Source organism: Streptomyces sp. NPDC030862 (assembly GCF_055571835.1).
This window is the reverse complement of sequence record NZ_JBVIEN010000002.1, coordinates 766,829-784,107: the sequence shown is the minus strand read 5'-3', so window position 1 is coordinate 784,107 and position 17,279 is coordinate 766,829. Positions and strand designations below refer to the sequence as shown.

Annotated in this window: 18 protein-coding genes; 6 read left to right on the top strand and 12 right to left on the bottom strand. The window is 71.3% G+C overall.

The genetic code is table 11. The features are described from left to right. Nucleotides 1-42 precede the first annotated feature (42 nt). On the top strand, nt 43-777 hold the full coding sequence (locus tag ACZ42X_RS07825) for a phosphatase PAP2 family protein (RefSeq protein ID WP_468285418.1): 735 nt from the start codon (nt 43-45) through the stop codon (nt 775-777). Here ACZ42X_RS07825 and ACZ42X_RS07820 read toward each other — a convergent pair. The 8 genes from ACZ42X_RS07820 to ACZ42X_RS07785 all read right to left on the bottom strand — a co-directional run bounded on the left by ACZ42X_RS07820 (nt 759) and on the right by ACZ42X_RS07785 (nt 8,562). After that, nucleotides 759-1,541 (bottom strand): AAC(3) family N-acetyltransferase, encoded by a 783-nt coding sequence (locus ACZ42X_RS07820; protein ID WP_468285416.1) that lies wholly within the window; start codon nt 1,539-1,541, stop codon nt 759-761. The two genes, ACZ42X_RS07825 and ACZ42X_RS07820, sit on opposite strands and share 19 nt — an antisense overlap. Then, nucleotides 1,542-2,174 (bottom strand): HD domain-containing protein, encoded by a 633-nt coding sequence (locus ACZ42X_RS07815; protein WP_468285413.1) that lies wholly within the window; start codon nt 2,172-2,174, stop codon nt 1,542-1,544. A 123-nt stretch (nt 2,175-2,297) separates the two neighbouring features. Next, entirely contained in the window at nt 2,298-2,801 is a 504-nt protein-coding gene (locus tag ACZ42X_RS07810) for a hypothetical protein (RefSeq protein ID WP_468285411.1), read from the bottom strand. Between the two features lie 109 nt (nt 2,802-2,910). Beyond that, a complete protein-coding gene (locus ACZ42X_RS07805) occupies nt 2,911-4,329 on the bottom strand; it encodes an NAD(P)/FAD-dependent oxidoreductase (protein WP_468285409.1) in 1,419 nt (472 codons plus the stop codon). A 21-nt stretch (nt 4,330-4,350) separates the two neighbouring features. Then, nucleotides 4,351-5,145: an ABC transporter permease gene (locus tag ACZ42X_RS07800; RefSeq protein WP_468285406.1), complete on the bottom strand. Its 795-nt coding sequence runs from the start codon at nt 5,143-5,145 to the stop codon at nt 4,351-4,353. Continuing rightward, a complete protein-coding gene (locus ACZ42X_RS07795) occupies nt 5,145-6,080 on the bottom strand; it encodes an ABC transporter permease (RefSeq protein ID WP_468285403.1) in 936 nt (311 codons plus the stop codon). Before ACZ42X_RS07795 ends, ACZ42X_RS07800 begins: the two co-directional genes overlap by 1 nt. Then, nucleotides 6,077-7,243 (bottom strand): ABC transporter ATP-binding protein, encoded by a 1,167-nt coding sequence (locus ACZ42X_RS07790; RefSeq protein WP_468285400.1) that lies wholly within the window; start codon nt 7,241-7,243, stop codon nt 6,077-6,079. Before ACZ42X_RS07790 ends, ACZ42X_RS07795 begins: the two co-directional genes overlap by 4 nt. Nucleotides 7,244-7,317: 74 nt before the next feature. Then, nucleotides 7,318-8,562, bottom strand: a complete 1,245-nt coding sequence (locus tag ACZ42X_RS07785) for an ABC transporter substrate-binding protein (RefSeq protein ID WP_468285397.1) — start codon at nt 8,560-8,562, stop codon at nt 7,318-7,320. 545 nt (nt 8,563-9,107) lie between these two features. On the opposite strand from ACZ42X_RS07785, the gene ACZ42X_RS07780 reads away from it, so the two are divergent. After that, nucleotides 9,108-9,506, top strand: a complete 399-nt coding sequence (locus tag ACZ42X_RS07780) for a phospholipase (protein WP_468285688.1) — start codon at nt 9,108-9,110, stop codon at nt 9,504-9,506. Nucleotides 9,507-9,602: 96 nt separating this feature from the next. Here the strand turns inward: ACZ42X_RS07780 and ACZ42X_RS07775 are convergent, their stop codons facing one another. Next, on the bottom strand, nt 9,603-11,132 hold the full coding sequence (locus ACZ42X_RS07775) for a gamma-aminobutyraldehyde dehydrogenase (RefSeq protein WP_468285394.1): 1,530 nt from the start codon (nt 11,130-11,132) through the stop codon (nt 9,603-9,605). Between the two features lie 175 nt (nt 11,133-11,307). On the opposite strand from ACZ42X_RS07775, the gene ACZ42X_RS07770 reads away from it, so the two are divergent. Continuing rightward, entirely contained in the window at nt 11,308-11,862 is a 555-nt protein-coding gene (locus ACZ42X_RS07770; protein WP_468285391.1) for an NADAR family protein, read from the top strand. Between the two features lie 38 nt (nt 11,863-11,900). On the opposite strand, the gene ACZ42X_RS07765 is transcribed toward ACZ42X_RS07770, so the two are convergent. Then, nucleotides 11,901-12,527, bottom strand: a complete 627-nt coding sequence (locus ACZ42X_RS07765; RefSeq protein WP_468285388.1) for a DUF4190 domain-containing protein — start codon at nt 12,525-12,527, stop codon at nt 11,901-11,903. A gap of 85 nt (nt 12,528-12,612) precedes the next feature. Between ACZ42X_RS07765 and ACZ42X_RS07760 the strand changes: the two genes are divergently transcribed. Further along, complete coding sequence (locus ACZ42X_RS07760) at nt 12,613-13,638, top strand: adenosine deaminase (RefSeq protein WP_468285385.1); 1,026 nt, start codon at nt 12,613-12,615, stop codon at nt 13,636-13,638. Further along, on the top strand, nt 13,638-14,327 hold the full coding sequence (locus ACZ42X_RS07755; RefSeq protein ID WP_468285685.1) for a glycerophosphodiester phosphodiesterase: 690 nt from the start codon (nt 13,638-13,640) through the stop codon (nt 14,325-14,327). The genes ACZ42X_RS07760 and ACZ42X_RS07755 overlap by 1 nt, the downstream gene beginning before the upstream one ends. Nucleotides 14,328-14,332: 5 nt before the next feature. Here ACZ42X_RS07755 and ACZ42X_RS07750 read toward each other — a convergent pair whose 3' ends face one another. Further along, nucleotides 14,333-14,869, bottom strand: a complete 537-nt coding sequence (locus tag ACZ42X_RS07750) for a hypothetical protein (RefSeq protein WP_468285382.1) — start codon at nt 14,867-14,869, stop codon at nt 14,333-14,335. Nucleotides 14,870-14,948: 79 nt separating this feature from the next. Here ACZ42X_RS07750 and ACZ42X_RS07745 point away from each other — a divergent pair, with 79 nt between their 5' ends. After that, a complete protein-coding gene (locus ACZ42X_RS07745) occupies nt 14,949-16,889 on the top strand; it encodes a serine/threonine-protein kinase (RefSeq protein WP_468285379.1) in 1,941 nt (646 codons plus the stop codon). Nucleotides 16,890-16,965: 76 nt separating this feature from the next. Here the strand turns inward: ACZ42X_RS07745 and ACZ42X_RS07740 are convergent, their stop codons facing one another. After that, nucleotides 16,966-17,196 (bottom strand): hypothetical protein, encoded by a 231-nt coding sequence (locus ACZ42X_RS07740; protein WP_468285377.1) that lies wholly within the window; start codon nt 17,194-17,196, stop codon nt 16,966-16,968. Nucleotides 17,197-17,279 lie beyond the last annotated feature (83 nt).

Here is a 17,279-nt window from a genome sequence, read left to right as displayed (position 1 = left end):
CCGCTGTCGGCCCCCCGCTTTCCTGCCGTACGGTTTTCGCAGATGAGAGAGACACCTTCCAGGCCGGAGCCTCCCCAGCCCCGCCCTGGGCGTGCCTTCGCGCACACCACCGGGGCCTTCGGCTCCGGAACTCCTCACCGATCGGACAGTCGCCCGCCCCATACCCCCCGGGGCGTGCGGCGCACCGGTCACGGCGACCGCCCCGGAACAACCCCCCCTGTTCCGGGGCGGTCGGCATTCCTCCCCGTGGCGGCCCTGCTGCTGTTCGCGGTCGTCACCTGGCAGGTCGCGGTCCACGGGCCGCTCGCCCGGCTGGACGAGCGCGCCGGGCGCGCCGTCGCCGGACGCGGACCGGCCCCGCTCACCGAACTCCTCGCCGACCTCGGCAACCTCCAGGTCGCTCTGCCCGTCCTCGCCGTCGCCCTCGCGTACGCGGTGTGGCGCCGGCGCCGCCGGGCGGCGCTGTGCGCGGGGCTGGCGATGGCGCTCGTACCCGCCGTGGTGGTGCCGCTGAAGGTGCTCGTCGACCGGGTGGGGCCGCTGACCGCGGAGACGGGCTACTACCCGTCCGGGCACACGGCGACGGCGCTGGTGGCGTACGGCGGGGCGGCCCTCCTGGTCCACCGGCGACGGCTGCTGCCCGTCGCCGCCCTGCTGACGGTGGCGACGGGCGTCGGGCTGGTGCTGCGCGGCTACCACTGGCCGCTGGACGTGCTGGGCAGCGCGTGCCTGTTCGCGCCGGTGCTCCTGGGCCTGGGCTACGCCGCCCGCCGCTGAGCCAGCAGCTCCGCCAGGCGCGCCGCCGCAAAGTCGGTGAACGGCACGCTCTCCATCAGCTCGCAGGGCGCCGCCCCGACCGTGCGGGTGCGGACCAGGCCGGCGGCGCGGGCCTCGGCGCCCAGGCGGGGGAAGAAGGTGCCGTTGTCGTCGCCCACGTCCGGCGCCTCGACCCACACCCGCTGCCCGCCGGTCGAGTACGGGAAGCGGCGCAGCTTGCGGCGGTGGTGCGGGACCAGCGACTCGGCGTAGTGCAGGAATGAGTTCCGGTTGTGGCCGACGCCCAGGAGGAGGATGTGGGCGCCGAGTTCGTACAGCCGGGCGAAGGCGGATCCCGCGCCCAGGGCGTACGCCAGGGGCCGCCCCTCCGTGAGGGTGCGGGCGTGCGGGCCGATGGCGGCGACGGAGGCCTGGGGGTGGCCGCCGCGCAGCCGGCCGGGGTGGGCCAGCACCGCGTTGGGGAGGGCCCCCATCGGGGTGGGCAGCGCGTCGTGGAAGTCCGGCACCGCCCGGCGGGCGCTCTCCACCTCGGGGTCGAAGGCGTCGCGGGCGTACGGCGCGGGGTCGGCGACCTGGGGCGTGAAGGTGGGGACGGCGACGGTGCCGGAGTCCCCGAGGCAGCCGAGCAGCGCGTCCAGGACGGCACGGGCCCCGCCTTCCACTTGGCCGAAGGCCGACAGGGACGAGTGCACCATCACGACGGCTCCCCTGGGCAGGCCCAGGGCCTGGAACTCCGCCCGCAGCCGGGCCGTGTCGAGAGCCACCTACTCCGCCCAGGGGGAGCCGGTGATGACGTCGACGAAGTCGGGGCGGACGTAGCCCTCGGTGTAGCGCTCCAGGACATCGGCCTTGACGTTGCCGAAGGTGGTGTGGGGACGGTGTGCGATGCCGTCGTTGAAGGCCTGGAGGATGCGGCGCTTGAAGTCGGGGCGCGGGTGCGCGGCGACGACCGCGGCCCGCTGCCTGTCGGAGACGTCGTCGTAGCCGATGCCCAGGACGTCGAGCTCGACGCCCGCCGTGACCAGGGCGATCTCGGGGGCCATGTACGCGGGGATCTCGGGCGTGGTGTGCAGGGCGATGGCCTCCCACACCACGCGGGCGCTCTCCTCGGGCACCCCGTGCCGGAGCAGGAAGGCACGGGCGTCCTCGGCGCCGTCGATCTCGAAGCGGCGGGTGGAGCCGCGGTGCGCCTCGGTGAGTCCGAGGTCGTGGAACATGGCGCCCACGTAGAGCAGTTCCGGGTCGAAGACCAGTCCGCGGTTGCGGCCCTGGAGTGCTCCGAAGAGGTAGACGCGGCGCGAGTGGTGGTAGATCAGCTCGTCTGCGGTGTCGCGTACGAGCTCGGTGGCCTCCTTGGCGAGGGCACTGTCGGGGATCGCGATGTCGGCGACGGTCATGCGGGGCTCCCTGAAGAGAGGCGGAGGGCGGGCCGTGTTGCCAGGACAGTAGGGGCGGCGCGCCCGGCGCCGCCCGTCCCGGAACGCCACTTCGTCAGGTCGCGCTCCGGCCCGCCCCCTCGCTCACGTCCGGTGCCGCCGCCTCGCCAGCCACCCCGCCGCCTCGTGCAGCGCCAGCTCCAGCAGCGCCGGGTCCGTCAGGGTCCCCGCGCCGTCCGGCCACACCAGCCAGCGCGTGCCGCCGGTCGCCCGGCCCGGGCAGGGATACGGCACGACGAGCCAGGTGCCGCGCCCGGCGGCGCGCATGCCGGTGCCGACCCAGCGGGCGGCCGTGCCCGGCGGGACGAAGAAACCCATGCGGGCGTCGCCGAAGTCGGCGAGGACCGGGCCGGGGCGGTCGACGAGCCGGGAGAGCACGTCGAGGGCCGGGTAGCCGAGCTCGCCGGGCACGATCAGCACGTCCCAGCGCCGCCCCGCCGGGAGCAGCACCACCCCCGCGGGGCTGCGCTCCCACTCCCACCGGCACGCGACGGGGTCCGGCGCCGCCGACACCAGCCACTCCACCGCGCCCTTGCCACCCGAAGCCCCCCAAGCCCCCGAAGCTCCCGAAGCCCCCGAACCGGTCATCGTCCACAGCCTCCCTGTCCGTGCCTGTGCCTGCCCTGCCGGGCAGTGCGTTCACACGGAGAGAGGCGGGTGAACCCGGATCATTACGCGGGTCGCGCGGATGACGTGGTCAGCTGTCGAAGCCCAGCCCCAGCCGGTCCATCGTCCGCAGCCACAGGTTGCGCCGGCCGCCGTTGGCGTCGGCCCTCGCCAGGGACCACTTGGTCAGGCCGATGCCCGCCCATGCGAGGGGTTCCGGCGGGAAGGGCAGCGGCTTGGAGCGGACCATCTCCAGCTCGGTGCGCTCGGTGCGCTCGCCCGAGAGGAGGTCGAGCATCACGTCCGCGCCGAAGCGCGTCGCGCCGACGCCCAGGCCGGTGAAGCCGGCCGCGTAGGCGACCCGGCCGGCGTGGGCCGTGCCGAAGAAGGCGGAGAACCGCGAGCAGGTGTCGATGGCGCCGCCCCACGCGTGGGTGAAACGGACGCCCTCCAGCTGCGGGAAGCAGCGGAAGAAGTGCTCGGCGAGGGTCAGGTACGTCTCCGGGCGGTGGTCCAGTTCGGCGCGCACGCGCCCGCCGAAGGGGTAGACGGCGTCGTAACCGCCCCACAGGATCCGGTTGTCGGCGCTGAGCCGGAAGTAGTGGAACTGGTTGGCGCTGTCGCCGAGGCCCTGGCGGTTCTTCCAGCCGAGGGCCTCCAGCTGCTCGTCACCGAGCGGCTCGGTCATCAGGGCGTAGTCGTAGACGGGGACGGTATACGCGCGGACGCGCTTGATCAGCGACGGGAAGACGTTGGTGCCGAGCGCGACCTGCCGGGCGAGGACCCTGCCGTACGGGGTGCGGACGGCCATGCCGCCGCCCGCGCGGACCAGGTCGAGGCCCGGGGTGTTCTCGTAGACGCGTACGCCCTGTTCCAGGCAGGCCCGCTTGAGGCCCCACGCCAGCTTGGCGGGGTTGAGCATGGCGACGCCGCGCCGGTCCCACAGGCCGCCGAGGAAGGTCGGGGAGTCGACCTGGGCGCGTACGGCGTCGCGGTCGAGGACCTCCAGCCCGTCGGCGAGGCCCAGGCGGGCGGCCGCCTCGTACACCTCCGTCAGCTCGGCGAGCTGGTGGGGCTCGGTGGCGACGTCGATCTCGCCGGTGCGCTCGAAGTCGCAGTCGATGCCGTACGCGGCGACGGCGGCCTCGATCGCGTCCAGGTTCTGCTCGCCCAGCCGCTCCAGCGTGGCGAGCTCGTCCGGCCAGCGGGCGAGACCGTTGCCGAAGCCGTGGGTGAGGGAGGCGGCGCAGAAGCCGCCGTTGCGGCCGGAGGCGGCCCAGCCCGCCTCCCGGCCCTCGATGAGCACGACGTCCCGCTTCGGGTCGCGCTCCTTGGCGAGGAGCGCGGTCCACAGGCCGCTGTAGCCGCCTCCGACGACCAGCAGGTCGCAGTGGTCGGTGCGGGTGAGGGCGGGCTCTGGCGCGGGCTTGCCGGGGTCTTCCAGCCAGAAGGGGACGGGCTGGGCGTCCGAGAGTGATTGTGCAGCGGTACGCATGGCGGCTGGGGCCATGGTTTCCAACTCCCTCAGTTTCTAGGGCTGTGTCGTGCGCTTGCGCCGGTTGGCCGCGACCTGTCCGGCGAGGACCACCAGGACCGCGATGACGAACATCGCCGTGCCGATGACGTTGATCTGTACGGGCGTGCCGCGCTGCGCCGAGCCCCACACGAACATGGGGAAGGTCACGGTCGAGCCCGCGTTGAAGTTGGTGATGATGAAGTCGTCGAACGACAGCGCGAAGGCGAGCAGCGCGCCGGCCGCGATGCCGGGCGCGGCGATGGGCAGCGTGACCCGCAGGAAGGTCTGCACGGGACCGGCGTACAGGTCCCGGGCGGCCTCCTCCAGGCGCGGGTCCATCGACATCACGCGCGCCTTGACCGCCGTCACGACGAAGCTCAGGCAGAACATGATGTGTGCGATGAGGACCGTCCAGAAGCCCAGGTCGGCGTTCATGTTGAGGAAGAGCGTCAGCAGGGAGGCGGCCATGACGACCTCGGGCATCGCCATCGGCAGGAAGATCAGCGAGTTGATCGCGCCGCGCGCCCGGAAGCGGTAGCGGACCAGCGCGAAGGCGATCATCGTGCCGAGGACGGTGGCGCCGAGCATGGCCCAGGCGGCGATCTGGAGGGAGAGCGCGAGCGAGCCGCACAGGTCGGCGACGCCGCACGGGTCGCGCCACGCCTGGGTGGAGAACTCCCGCCAGGTGTAGTTGAAGCGGCCCGCCGGGTCGTTGAAGGAGAACACCATCACGACGACGTTCGGCAGGATCATGTAGGCGAGGGTCAGCAGACCCGCGATGACGACGAGGTTCTTGCGGAGCCAGCGCATCAGACCAGGTCCTCCGTTCCGGCCCGGCGGATGTAGACGGTGACCATGATCAGCACGATCGCCATCAGGATGAAGGACAGCGCGGCCGCCGTCGGGTAGTCGAGCACCCGGAGGAACTGCGACTGGATGACGTTGCCGACCATCTTGGTGTCGGTCGAGCCGAGCAGTTCGGCGTTGACGTAGTCACCGCTGGCCGGGATGAAGGTGAGCAGCGTGCCGGAGACGACGCCGGGCATGGACAGCGGGAAGGTCACCTTGCGGAAGGTGGTGGCGGGCGACGCGTACAGGTCCTTGGCGGCCTCGTGCAGCCGGCCGTCGATGCGCTCCAGCGAGGTGTAGAGCGGCAGGATCATGAAGGGCAGGAAGTTGTACGTCAGGCCGCAGACGACCGCCATGGGCGTGGCGAGGACCCGGTCGCCCTGGGTCCAGCCGAGCCAACTGGTCACGTCGAGGACGTGCAGCGCGTCCAGCGCGCCGACGACCGCGCCGCCGTCCGCGAGGATCGTCTTCCACGCCAGCGTCCGGATGAGGAAGCTGGTGAAGAACGGCGCGATGACGAGGACGAGCAGCAGGTTGCGCCAGCGGCCCGCCTTGAAGGCGATGAGGTAGGCGAGCGGGTAGCCGAGCAGCAGGCACAGGAAGGTCGCGGTACCGGCGTACAGCAGGGACCGCACGAACTGCGGCCAGTACTCGGTGAAGGCCTCCCAGTACGTCCGGAAGTGCCAGGTGACCTCGTACCCCTTCTCCAGGGAGCCGGTCTGCACGGAGGTGGAGGCCTGGTAGACCATCGGCAGCGCGAAGAAGACGAGCAGCCAGAGGATGCCGGGCAGCAGCAGCCAGTACGGGACGAGCCGCTTGCGGGCGGCCGGCTTCCGTACGGACGGCTCGCGTACGGCGACGGGTGGGGCTTCGGGGACTTCCGTGGTCGTGGTCACGCGGCGTCCTCCACCTTTTCCACGCCCGCGTCGATGTCCTGGGCCGCGTCCAGGGCGAAGGTGTGCGCCGGGTTCCAGTGCAAGACGACCTCGGCGCCCGGCGCCAGCCGGGAGTCGCGCTCGATGTTCTGCTCGTACACCTGCAGGCCCTGGCCGGCCGGGCCGTCCACGACGTACTGCGTGGAGACGCCGATGAAGGAGGTGGCGGTGATCCGGCCCCTGACCTGGTTGCGCCCGGTGGCGATCGCGCTCGCGTCGTCGGCGTGAGCGAGCGAGATCTTCTCCGGGCGGATGCCGACGAGCACCTTGCCGCCGGTGGTGGTGGGGGCGGAGCACCGGTCGGCGGGCAGCCGCAGTGTGGCGCCGCCGGCGGTGACGGCGAGGTCGGAGGCGGCCTCGACGACCTCGGCCTCGATGAGGTTGGAGGTGCCGAGGAAGTTGGCGACGAAGGTGGTGCGCGGGTTCTCGTAGAGGTCGGCGGGGGCGCCGAGCTGCTCGACGCGTCCGCCGTTCATCACCGCGACCGTGTCGGCCATGGTCATGGCCTCCTCCTGGTCGTGCGTGACGTGGACGAAGGTGATGCCGACCTCGGTCTGGATCCGCTTGAGCTCCAGCTGCATCTGACGGCGCAGCTTGAGGTCGAGGGCGCCGAGCGGCTCGTCGAGCAGGAGGACCTGCGGGTGGTTGATGAGCGCCCGGGCGACGGCCACGCGCTGCTGCTGGCCACCGGAGAGCTGGTGCGGCTTGTGCCCGGCCTTGTCGCCGAGCTGGACGAGCTCCAGCATCTCGTCGACCTGCTTCTTCACGGACTTCACGCCGCGGCGGCGCAGCCCGAAGGCGACGTTCTCGTAGATGCTCAGGTGCGGGAAGAGGGCGTAGCTCTGGAAGACGGTGTTGACGGGCCGCTTGTACGGGGGCAGGTCGGTGACGTCCGTGTCGCCGAGGTGGACGGTGCCCGTGGTGGGCTCCTCCAGGCCGGCGATCATGCGCAGGGTGGTCGTCTTGCCGCAGCCGGAGGCGCCGAGGAGGGCGAAGAAGGAGCCCTGCGGGACGGTGAGGTCGAGGGGGTGGACGGCGGTGAAGGAGCCGTACGTCTTGCTGATCCCGGAGAGGCGGACGTCGCCGCCGGTGCTGTTGTCGGTGTTCGAAACGGTCTCTGTCATGGATGGTCGTCCCAGGGTCGTCGGGGAGCGGGATGGCGTGTACGGGCCCGTGGTGAGCGGTCCCCTTCGAGCCGTCAGGAGCCCGTGAGGGTGGAGAACTTCTTCTCGTACGTCTTGTTCTCCTTCTCCGACAGGGGGCGGAAGGTGTGGCCCTTCGCGGCCATCTCCTCGTCCGGGAGGATCAGGGGATTGGCGGCCAGATCCTTGTCGATCTTGGCGAGTTCATCGCGCACTCCGTCCACCGGGCAGACATAGCTGATCCAGGCGGCGAGCTGCGCTGCGACCTTGGGGTCGTAGTAGTGGTTGATGAGCCGCTCGGCGTTCTTCTTGTGGCGTGCCTTGTTGGGGATCAGCAGGTTGTCGCTGGACGTCATGTAGCCGGCGGCCGGTATGGCGAACTGGATGTCGGGGTTGTCGGCTTGCAGCTGGATGAGGTCGCCGGCCCAGGCGAGGCAGGCGGCCATGTCTCCGCTATTGAGGTCCCCGGTGTAGTCGTTGCCGGTGAAGCGGCGGATCTGCTTGCGGTCGACGGCCTTCTGAACGCGGGCGACGGCGGCGTCGAAGTCGTCGTCGGTGAAGTTCTCCGGCTTCTTGCCCATGTCCAGCAGGGAGAACCCGACAGTATCCCGCATTTCGGACAGGAGGCCGACGCGCCCCTTCAGCTTGGGGTCTTCCAGCAGTTGATCGAAGGATTCGACCTTGCGGCCGCCCGTCGCCTTCCTGTTGTAGGCGATCACGGTCATGATGCCGGTCCACGGGTAGGAGTGGGCACGGCCGGGGTCCCAAGCGGGGTTGCGGAATCCGTCCGCGAGATGGGCGAAGGCGTTCGGCACGTTGGCCTGGTCGAGTTTCTGCATCCATCCGAGACCGATAAGCCGGGCGGCCAGCCAGTCCGTTACGCAGATGAGGTCCCGGCCGGTGTCCTGACCGGCGGCCAGCTGCGCACTGACCTTTCCGTAGAACTCGACGTTGTCGTTGATGTCCTCGGTGTACTTGACCCTGACGCCGGTGCGCTTCTGAAAGGCTTCGAGCGTGGGACGGCTCTTCTCGTCGTCACTCACGTCGATGTACTGCGGCCAGTTGGAGAAATTGAGGGTTTTCTCCGTGTCGGAGTAGTCCTCCGACGATTCGTCACCACTGCGCTTTGCGGGCGGAATGCCACAGGCGCTGAGGGAACCAGCGCCGCCGAGCACAAGAGCACTCGCACCGGCGACCCTCAGCATGTTCCGACGGCTGAGCGCCATGCGTCCGTTCCTCACGCTGCGCCGGATCGCGGCCAGTTCGTGCGAGGACAGCCCCTCGGGCTCGTTCTGCTCCATGTGTTCATACCCTTCGAAGGTGTCGACCGGCTCATCGGGAGGGGAGTGGCTGATTCCGGCTAGGGACGAGGATCCTGACGGCACATCATGGTGTCAACAAGCGATTTCGTGGCTTCCGCCTGACCCCGCGACGGAATCGGTGGCATGCGGTGACCACAAGACCGCCCGGCCGCCCGGGCGAGCCAAGCAAGGCAAAGAAACGGCAAAAATGGCAGGCTTTCGAGCGCGTGGCGGCGTGAACCTGCCAAGATTCTGATCGCGAGCGGCGGTTCGAGGGGGATCGTTCACACCGCTGCACGCGGCTCACGGGGGAACAGGACTCAGCGGGTGCGACCACACCTCCTGGGAAAACTTCTCCGCGGACGTCGAAGACCTCGCCGCGCGACATGCCGCCACGGATTCGTCGGCGCCGCAGAGCACTTCACCGGGGGATGGACGGGCTCCTCGCCGTCACCCAACGTCTTATCGGGAACTGGGGGACTTCCATGCCTCGCAAAGGGGCTGCTGCTTTCATCACAGCACTGTGCGCACTCCTGTGCGTGACCATGCTCTCGGAGCCGGCTCTGGCAAAGCCGAGCCCGAAGCCGGCCATTCAGCAATACACGGACAAGCTGCTCTACACGTACTCGATGAAGCAGTTCCAGAGTGTCCGCAACAGTGCGACTCGCTCCAAGAACCTCGACTGGTCGTCCGACGGCTGTTCCTGGTCGCCTGACAGCCCGTTGGGCCATGACTTCCTGCCGTCCTGTCAGCGGCATGACTTCGGTTACCGGAATTACAAGAAGCAGAACCGGTTCAACCGCACGACGCGTAAAATGATTGATGACAATTTCAAAGCCGACATGTACACGTACTGCAATGGGCAGCACAAGATGAACGTCGGCGGGTGCAAGAAGTGGGCGGACAAGTACTACGCCGCGGTTCGTAAGCACGGAGGGCCGTGACGGGTAGGGCTCGCGGGTAACACGGGGCAGTCCGCCGGTGCGTCCGGCGGACTGCCTTTCGGCACACGCGCCCGCGGGCGGGAGGAGGTTCACGTCTCACTTCCTCGCGTCGCCGCGGTCTCCGAAGATGGTGCGGTGCCAATCCTTCGCCGCCACCGCCGTGTTGTCGTACATCACATGCTTGACCTGCGTGTACTCCTCGAAGGAGTAGGTTGACATGTCCTTTCCGAAGCCGGATGCCTTGTAGCCCCCGTGCGGCATCTCGCTGATGATCGGGATGTGGTCGTTGACCCAGACGCAGCCCGCCTTGATCGCGCGGGTGGCGAGACCGGCGCGGTAGACGTCCCGGGTCCAGGCGGAGGCGGCGAGGCCGTACGGCGTGTCGTTGGCCAGCCGGATGCCCTCCTCGTCGCTGTCGAACGGCAGCACGACCAGCACCGGCCCGAAGATCTCGGCCTGGACGATCTCGCTGTCCTGCGGAGCCCTGGTGATGAGCGTCGGCCGGTAGTAGGCGCCGTCGTTGTGGGGCGCCACGCCGCCGGTGACGACGGTGGCGTACGCGCGGGCGCGGTCCACGAAGGCGGCGACGCGGTCGCGCTGGGCGTGGCTGATCAGCGGCCCGAGGTCGGTGCTCTCCTCGAACGGGTCACCGAGGCGTACGGTCGCCATCAGGTCGGCGACCTGCTCCACGAAGGCGTCGTACAGCGGGCGCTGCACGTAGGCGCGGGTGGCGGCCGTGCAGTCCTGGCCGGTGTTGATGAGCGCGCCGGCGACCGCGCCGTGGACGGCGGCCTCCAGGTCGGCGTCGTCGAAGACGACGAAGGGCGCCTTGCCGCCGAGTTCGAGGTGGAGGCGCTTGACGGTGGCGGTGGCGATCTCGGCGACGCGCCTGCCGACGGCGGTCGAGCCGGTGAACGAGGTCATCGCCACGTCCGGGTGCCCGACGAGGTGCTCGCCCGCCTCCTTCCCCGCCCCGGTGACGATGTTGACGACACCGTCCGGGATGCCCGCGTCCGTGGCCGCCCGCGCGAACATCAGCGAGGTCAGCGGGGTCAGCTCGGCGGGCTTCAGCACGATGGTGTTGCCCGCGGCGATGGCCGGCAGGACCTTCCAGGCGGCCATCTGGAGCGGGTAGTTCCACGGCGCGATGGAGCCGACGACGCCGATGGGCTCCCGGCGGACGTACGAGGTGTGGTCGCCGCTGTACTCGCCGGCCGACTGGCCCTGGAGGTGGCGGGCCGCGCCCGCGAAGAAGGCGGTGTTGTCGACGGTGCCGGGCACGTCGAACTCGCGCGTCAGTTTGATGGGCTTGCCGCACTGGAGCGACTCCGCCTGCGCGAACTCCTCGGCGCGCTCGGCGAGTACGCCCGCGAAGCGGTGCATCGCCTCGGACCGCTCGCCCGGAGTGGCCCCCGCCCAGCCGGGGAACGCCTCGCGCGCGGCGGCGACGGCCGCGTCCACGTCGGCCGTTCCGGCGAGCTCGTAGGTGAGGACGTCCTCGCCGGTCGCGGGGTCCACGACGGTGTGCGTACGCCCGGAGGTCCCGGCCCGCGCTCGCCCGCCGATGTACTGCGCGCCGGCCGCGAAGCGGTCCCGCACGTCCTTCACCTGGAAGCGGTTGCCCATGACGCTCTCCGTTGTCCCGGCTCGAATTGAGTGCCGATCCTGACAGAGGCGCGCCTACCCAACAAGGGATTCCGTTGTTGCCTTTTGGTTACGCGACGGAATCGGTCGACCATGTGTCGCGTGGGCAGCAAAAACCCGGTACGGAGTGTCCGTGGCGGCTGTCAGACTCCCGTGCATGGAGAAGATCGAAGACCTGTTGGCGCAGGTCAACAGTGGTAAGCGGGTGAAGTACCTGCACTTCTGGGGCCACCGCCCGAGGCCCGACGGCACGATCGGCGCGAGCTGCCTGAGCCAGTGGTGGCCGGCGCCGTTCACCGTCGACGGCGTGCGGTACGCGACGGCCGAGCACTGGATGATGGCCGAGAAGGCGAGGCTCTTCGGGGACGCGGACGCCGAGCGCCAGGCCATCGAGGCCCGCAGCCCGGCGGCCGCGAAGAAGGCGGGGCGGCTGGTGCGGGGCTTCGACGAGGCGATATGGGAGCGGGAGCGGTTCGCCCTCGTGGTCGCGGGCAGCGAGCACAAGTTCGGGCAGCACCCCGAGCTGCGGGAGTACCTGCTCTCCACGCACACCCGCGTCCTGGTGGAGGCCAGCCCGCTGGACCGCGTCTGGGGCATCGGCCTCGCCGCCACGGACCCCGACGCCTCGAACCCCGCGAAGTGGCGGGGCCTCAACCTCCTGGGGTTCGCGCTGATGCGGGCGCGTACGACGCTCCGCGCGGCGGGGGCCTGACGGACGCGCCCGCGAGACCCCCGCCGTCCGGCGGGAGGTCAGTCGCGGGAGACGACCAGCGACGTCGCGAAGGGGTCGCGGTCGTCCCGGGAGCTCTCGCTCTCGACGATCGCCCAGATGATGAACGCCAGGAACGCCGCGCTGATCACCGTGCCGATCACGCCGAGGATGATGCCCGCCGTCGCCATCTCGCTGTTCGTGGCCTCGCCGCGCTGCACGCGCTTGCGGCCGACGATGCCGAAGATCAGCGCCAGGACGCCCGGGATGATGCCGAGCCCGTAGAAGCAGAAGCCGACGACGGCGACGATGCCGAGGACCATCGCCGCGATGCCCAGGCCGTTGGCCGGGGCGGGCGTCCAGCCGGTGTGGCGGCCGTAGGCCGGGGGCGGGTAGGCGGCGGGGGCGGGGTAGGGCTGGGTCGGGTAGCCGTAGCCACCGGGGGACGTCGGGGCCGAGGCGGGCGCCGGGTAGCCGTACGGCCCCGGGGCCGGCTGGGCGGGCCCGCCGGGGGCTATCGGGGGCGGCGGGACGTCCCCGCCCGCCGGCATGGACGTCACCGTCGGCTGCTCGTGGACCGCCGGCGGCTTGACCGGCTCGACCCGGTCCTGGGGCGGCCTGCTCTCCGGCGGAGCCCAGGGATCGTTCGCTTCGCTGTTCTCTGGCATGGGCCTCCCCCATCGTGTCCCGCCATGCTAACGACCGCCCTACGATGATCCCTGACCAGCCCGGCCGCGCACCCAGGAGGCCCCGATGACCGATCCGCACCCCTTCATCGCGGGGCTGCCCAAGGCCGAGCTCCACGTCCACCACGTCGGCTCCGCCTCCCCCCGTATCGTCGCCGAACTGGCCGCCCGGCACCCCGACTCCAAGGTACCGACGGACCCCGAGGCGCTCGTCGACTATTTCGTCTTCACCGACTTCGCGCACTTCATCGAGGTGTACCTGTCGGTGGTGGACCTGATCAGGACGCCGGAGGACGTCCGGCTGCTCACCTACGAAGTCGCCCGCGACATGGCCCGGCAGAACATCCGGTACGCCGAGCTGACGGTCACGCCGTTCAGCTCGACGCGGCGCGGCATCGACGAGAAGGCGTTCATGGCGGCCATCGAGGACGCCCGCCTCGCGGCCGAGAGCGAGCTCGGGGTCATCCTGCGCTGGTGCTTCGACATCCCCGGCGAGGCCGGCCTGGAGGCCGCCGAGGAGACCACGCGGCTCGCGGTCGACCTGCGCCCGGAGGGCCTGGTGTCGTTCGGGCTGGGCGGCCCGGAGATCGGCGTGGGGCGCCCGCAGTTCAAGCCGTACTTCGACCGGGCCATCGCGGCCGGCCTGCACTCGGTGCCGCACGCGGGCGAGACGACCGGGCCGCAGACCATCTGGGACGCGCTGCGCGAGCTGCGCGCCGAGCGCATCGGCCACGGCACCAGCGCGCCGCGGGACCCGGAGCTGCTGGCGTACCTCGCGGAGCACCGCATCCCGCTGGAGGTCTGCCCGACCTCGAACATCGCCACCCGCGCGGTCACGGACATCGAGCAGCACCCGATCAAGGAGATGGTCGCCGCCGGGGTGCTGGTCACCGTCAACTCCGACGACCCGCCGATGTTCGGCACCGACCTCAACAACGAGTACGCGGTCGCCGCCCGGCTGCTGGAGCTGGACGAGCGCGGCATCGCCCAACTCGCCAAGAACGCCGTCGAGGCGTCCTTCCTGGACGCGGCCGGCAAGGCGAGGATCGCGGCCGAGATCGACGACTACACCGCCGCGTGGCTCGCCCGCTGATGCCCCCGGTCACCGTCGTCGCGCACCGGGGCGACCCGTACCGCGTCCGCGAGAACACGACGGCGTCGATCCGTTCGGCGCTCGCGCGCGGCGCGGACGCCGTCGAGATCGACGTACGGCTCACCCGCGACGGCGTCCCGGTGCTGCTCCACGACGACACGCTGAAGCGGCTGTGGGGCGTCGACCGGCGGCTGGACCGGCTCACCCTCGCCGAAGTGCGGGGGCTGACCGGCGCGGAGGGCGTGCCGACGCTGGTGGAGGCGCTGGACGCGATCGGCGGCGGGCACCGGGTGATGATCGACCTGCCCGGCGCCACGGAGGCGGCGGTGCGGACCATCGTCGGGACCGTGCACGACTGCGGCGCGGCCGAGCGCGTGTACTACTGCGCCGGCTCCGCCGCGATGCTGCCGGTACGGGCGGCCGACCCGGCCGCCGAGATCGCGCTGACGTGGACGACGCTGGCCCCGCCGCGTCCCGTGCTGCTCGACACGGTGGCGCCGCGCTGGCTCAACTACCGCTTCGGGCTGGTCAGCCCCGCGCTGACCGAGCGCATCCACCGCGACGGGCTGCTCGTCTCGGCGTGGACGGCCGACACCCGCAGGACCATGCGCCGGCTGGTCGCGTGCGGGGTCGACTCGATCACCACCAACCGGGTGGACACGCTCGCCTCGGTCCTGCGCCGCCGGTAGCGGTCTCAGACGGGGAGCGCGCGGCGCGCCCCGCCGACCGGTTCCGTCAGCGACTCCAGGCGCTTGATCATGCGGTGGACGATCAGCAGCGGGATGACGCCGAAGACCCCGAAGGACATGTCGATCACCGACCACCAGAAGGGGATGTCCCGGATGGGTCCGCAGATCAGCGCCAGCGGGATGATCCCGGCGCAGGCGATCATGCCGAACTCGATGACCCAGATGTTGCGAACGGGGTCGCGGTAGGGGCCGTAGAAGGCGACCGCGATGACGAGGTGCGCGAAGGCGAGCCAGTCGGTCCCGTAGAGGAGGAAGGGGTAGCGCTGGTCGGCGGTGTCGAGGCCGGCGCTGACGCGCCCGATCCACTCCGCCAGACCGGGGAAGGTGTCGGCGACGGGTGACGCCCAGCCGTTCAGGGCGCTCTCGGCGAGGTGCAGCTCGGTGACGAGCGGAAAGGCCGTCAGACCGCTCAGCACCAGACAGACGATGAAGAACACCAACCACATGCGTATACGCCGCATAAGGGCGCGGGTCTCGCTCATGTCCGCAGCGTACGCCGGTGTTTACGCGGCCTTTACCCCACCCCCGGCACTCGGGGCGCCGCTGTGCGAAGATCCGAGCGTGCAACCGATCACCGCTGAAGACCCGGCCTGGATAGGCCCGTACCGCGTTCTCGGACGCCTGGGAGAGGGCGGGATGGGCCGCGTGTACCTCGCGCGCAGCGAGGGCGGCCGGACCGTCGCCGTGAAGCTGATCCTCCGTCAGCTGTCGCAGGACGGTGAGTTCCGGCAGCGGTTCGCCCAGGAGGTCGACGCGGCGCGGCGGGTCGGCGGGCGGTGGACGGCACCGGTCCTCGACGCCGACACCGGGGCCGCGATGCCCTGGGTGGCGACCGGGTACATCCCGGGCCCCTCCCTCTCGGAGGTCGTCGGCAAGGACCACGGGCCGCTGCCCGAGGAGTCGGTACGCGCCCTGGCGAGCGGGCTGTCCCAGGCACTGGGGTCCATCCACGCCGTGGGCCTGGTGCACCGCGACTTGAAGCCCTCCAACATCCTGGTGACCGTGGACGGTCCGCGGGTGATCGACTTCGGCATCGCCCGGGCGCTGGACGCGCACAGCGCCGCCGGTGACGTCAGGACCCGCACCGGCGCGGTCGTCGGCTCGCCCGGCTTCATGGCGCCGGAACAGGTGCGCGGCGAGGCCATCACCCCCGCGTCGGACGTGTTCTGCCTGGGTGCGGTGCTCGCGTACGCGGCGACGGGGCGGACGCCGTTCGGCAGCCTCGACAGCGGCGTGCACAGCGTGATGTACCGGATCGTGCAGGAGGAGCCGGACCTGGCGGGCGTGCCGCCGAGGCTCGCCGGGCTCGTCCGGGCCTGTCTGATCAAGGACCCGGCCGGGCGGCCCTCCGTCGCGGAGCTGATCGAGGCCACGCGGGACGCCGAGCCCGCCGGGGCCTGGCTGCCGGGCGCGCTCCTCGCGCAGCTCGGGCAGCGGGCGGCGCGGCTGCTGGACGCGGAGGCGCCCGCGTCGGCGGCGGCAACCGTCGTGCCGGGGCCCGCCCCGGCGCCCGCGCTCCGGCAGGTGCCGCAGCAGCCGACGCCGCCGCCGCACCCGGGGCCGTACGGGCCCACGGCGTTCCCGACCCCGCCCCCGGGACCCGGCCCGTATCCGTACCTGCACCAGCCCACCCCGCCCCCGGCCACCCGGCCGCCGATGAGCGGCGGCCGGGTGACGCTGATCGTCCTGGGCATCGTGTTCGGGCTGCCGCTGGCGGTCATCGTGCTGCTGGTGATCATCGGTGTGCTCGTCGGCGAGGAGAAGGAGCCCGAGATCAAGGAGCCGGTGGGCGCCATACCCGGCGCCTATCTCGGCTCCTGGGAGGGCACGATGGGGTCGGGGTCCAAGAACGAGTTCGCGGGGCGCCTCGACATCGTCCAGGGGCAGAAGAACGAGACGGTCGCCACGGTCACGTACACCCTGCCCCACGCCCTGTGCGAGGACCGCGTACCGCTGGTGTCCGCCGGTCGCGAGAAGATCGTCCTGGGGGCGGGCACCCGGGTCCGGCACGTACCGGAGGACACGAAGGGCTGTGACGAGCCGGCCGTCGAGCAGACCCTCAAGGCGCAGCCGGACGGCACACTGCTGTGGCAGGTGGGGGGCAAGTCGACGACGCTCCGCCCGGCCGAGACGGGCGACACCGCCGTGCCCGCGCGGTTCCTGGGCACCTGGGGTATGGCGGTCACGCCCGACGGGAAGGCTCTGACGCTGACGATCGAACAGGGCGCCGTCGGCACCCAGGCCGTCACGGCGCGCCGCGCGGATTCGTCCGAGGAGAGCTGCCAGTGGAAGGGGGAGCTGTCCGGCGCGCAGGGCGACCGGCTCGTCGTCGGGCCGCTCCTCCCGGCCAAGGCGGCCTGCCGCGAGCAGGGGTCGATGGTGATCACCCCGGCGGACGACGGGAAGCTCTACGTGAGCCGCCCGGAGGCGCCGAAAGGCGTGGACCGGGAAGTGCTCCGCCGCGTCCACTCCGCTACCGGCGGCCCGGGGGTCGCTCAGTAACCGTGGGCCTCGCTCCCGACGGCCTGGGGCCAGCCTCCTGACCGTGAGCGTCGCCCTCGACGGCCCGGGGGCCGGCTTACTGACCGTGGGCGTCGTCCTCGTCCGCCTCGACCCCCTTGAGCGGCTCGCCGCCGCCCGTCCCCTCACCGGGGCGGAAGCCCTCCGCGGCGCTCGCCGTACCGGGGACGGTGCGGTGGCCCGCCTGGCGCTCGGCGCCCGAGTGGGCTCCGGGCTCCTTCTCGGCCCGCTCGCGGGCGCGTTCCTGCGGCGTCTTGTCCGGTGTCCTGTCGGGCGTCTTGTCGTTCATGGCCCGCGGGTACCCGCCCGGGAGATGCCCATACGCCGGAAAACGCGGACCGGAAAACGCCGAGCGGGCGGACCGGGAGACCC

What these genes read in the sequence shown, in the direction of transcription:
- ACZ42X_RS07770 (WP_468285391.1), top strand. Translation starts at nt 11,308, where the DNA reads ATGGAGAAGATCGAAGACCTGTTGGCGCAGGTCAACAGTGGTAAGCGG.
- ACZ42X_RS07790 (WP_468285400.1), bottom strand. Translation starts at nt 7,243, where the DNA reads ATGACAGAGACCGTTTCGAACACCGACAACAGCACCGGCGGCGACGTC.
- ACZ42X_RS07805 (WP_468285409.1), bottom strand. Translation starts at nt 4,329, where the DNA reads ATGGCCCCAGCCGCCATGCGTACCGCTGCACAATCACTCTCGGACGCC.
- ACZ42X_RS07740 (WP_468285377.1), bottom strand. Translation starts at nt 17,196, where the DNA reads ATGAACGACAAGACGCCCGACAGGACACCGGACAAGACGCCGCAGGAA.
- ACZ42X_RS07825 (WP_468285418.1), top strand. Translation starts at nt 43, where the DNA reads ATGAGAGAGACACCTTCCAGGCCGGAGCCTCCCCAGCCCCGCCCTGGG.
- ACZ42X_RS07815 (WP_468285413.1), bottom strand. Translation starts at nt 2,174, where the DNA reads ATGACCGTCGCCGACATCGCGATCCCCGACAGTGCCCTCGCCAAGGAG.
- ACZ42X_RS07750 (WP_468285382.1), bottom strand. Translation starts at nt 14,869, where the DNA reads ATGAGCGAGACCCGCGCCCTTATGCGGCGTATACGCATGTGGTTGGTG.
- ACZ42X_RS07765 (WP_468285388.1), bottom strand. Translation starts at nt 12,527, where the DNA reads ATGCCAGAGAACAGCGAAGCGAACGATCCCTGGGCTCCGCCGGAGAGC.
- ACZ42X_RS07810 (WP_468285411.1), bottom strand. Translation starts at nt 2,801, where the DNA reads ATGACCGGTTCGGGGGCTTCGGGAGCTTCGGGGGCTTGGGGGGCTTCG.
- ACZ42X_RS07800 (WP_468285406.1), bottom strand. Translation starts at nt 5,145, where the DNA reads ATGCGCTGGCTCCGCAAGAACCTCGTCGTCATCGCGGGTCTGCTGACC.
- ACZ42X_RS07760 (WP_468285385.1), top strand. Translation starts at nt 12,613, where the DNA reads ATGACCGATCCGCACCCCTTCATCGCGGGGCTGCCCAAGGCCGAGCTC.
- ACZ42X_RS07755 (WP_468285685.1), top strand. Translation starts at nt 13,638, where the DNA reads ATGCCCCCGGTCACCGTCGTCGCGCACCGGGGCGACCCGTACCGCGTC.
- ACZ42X_RS07785 (WP_468285397.1), bottom strand. Translation starts at nt 8,562, where the DNA reads ATGGAGCAGAACGAGCCCGAGGGGCTGTCCTCGCACGAACTGGCCGCG.
- ACZ42X_RS07775 (WP_468285394.1), bottom strand. Translation starts at nt 11,132, where the DNA reads ATGGGCAACCGCTTCCAGGTGAAGGACGTGCGGGACCGCTTCGCGGCC.
- ACZ42X_RS07780 (WP_468285688.1), top strand. Translation starts at nt 9,108, where the DNA reads ATGCTCTCGGAGCCGGCTCTGGCAAAGCCGAGCCCGAAGCCGGCCATT.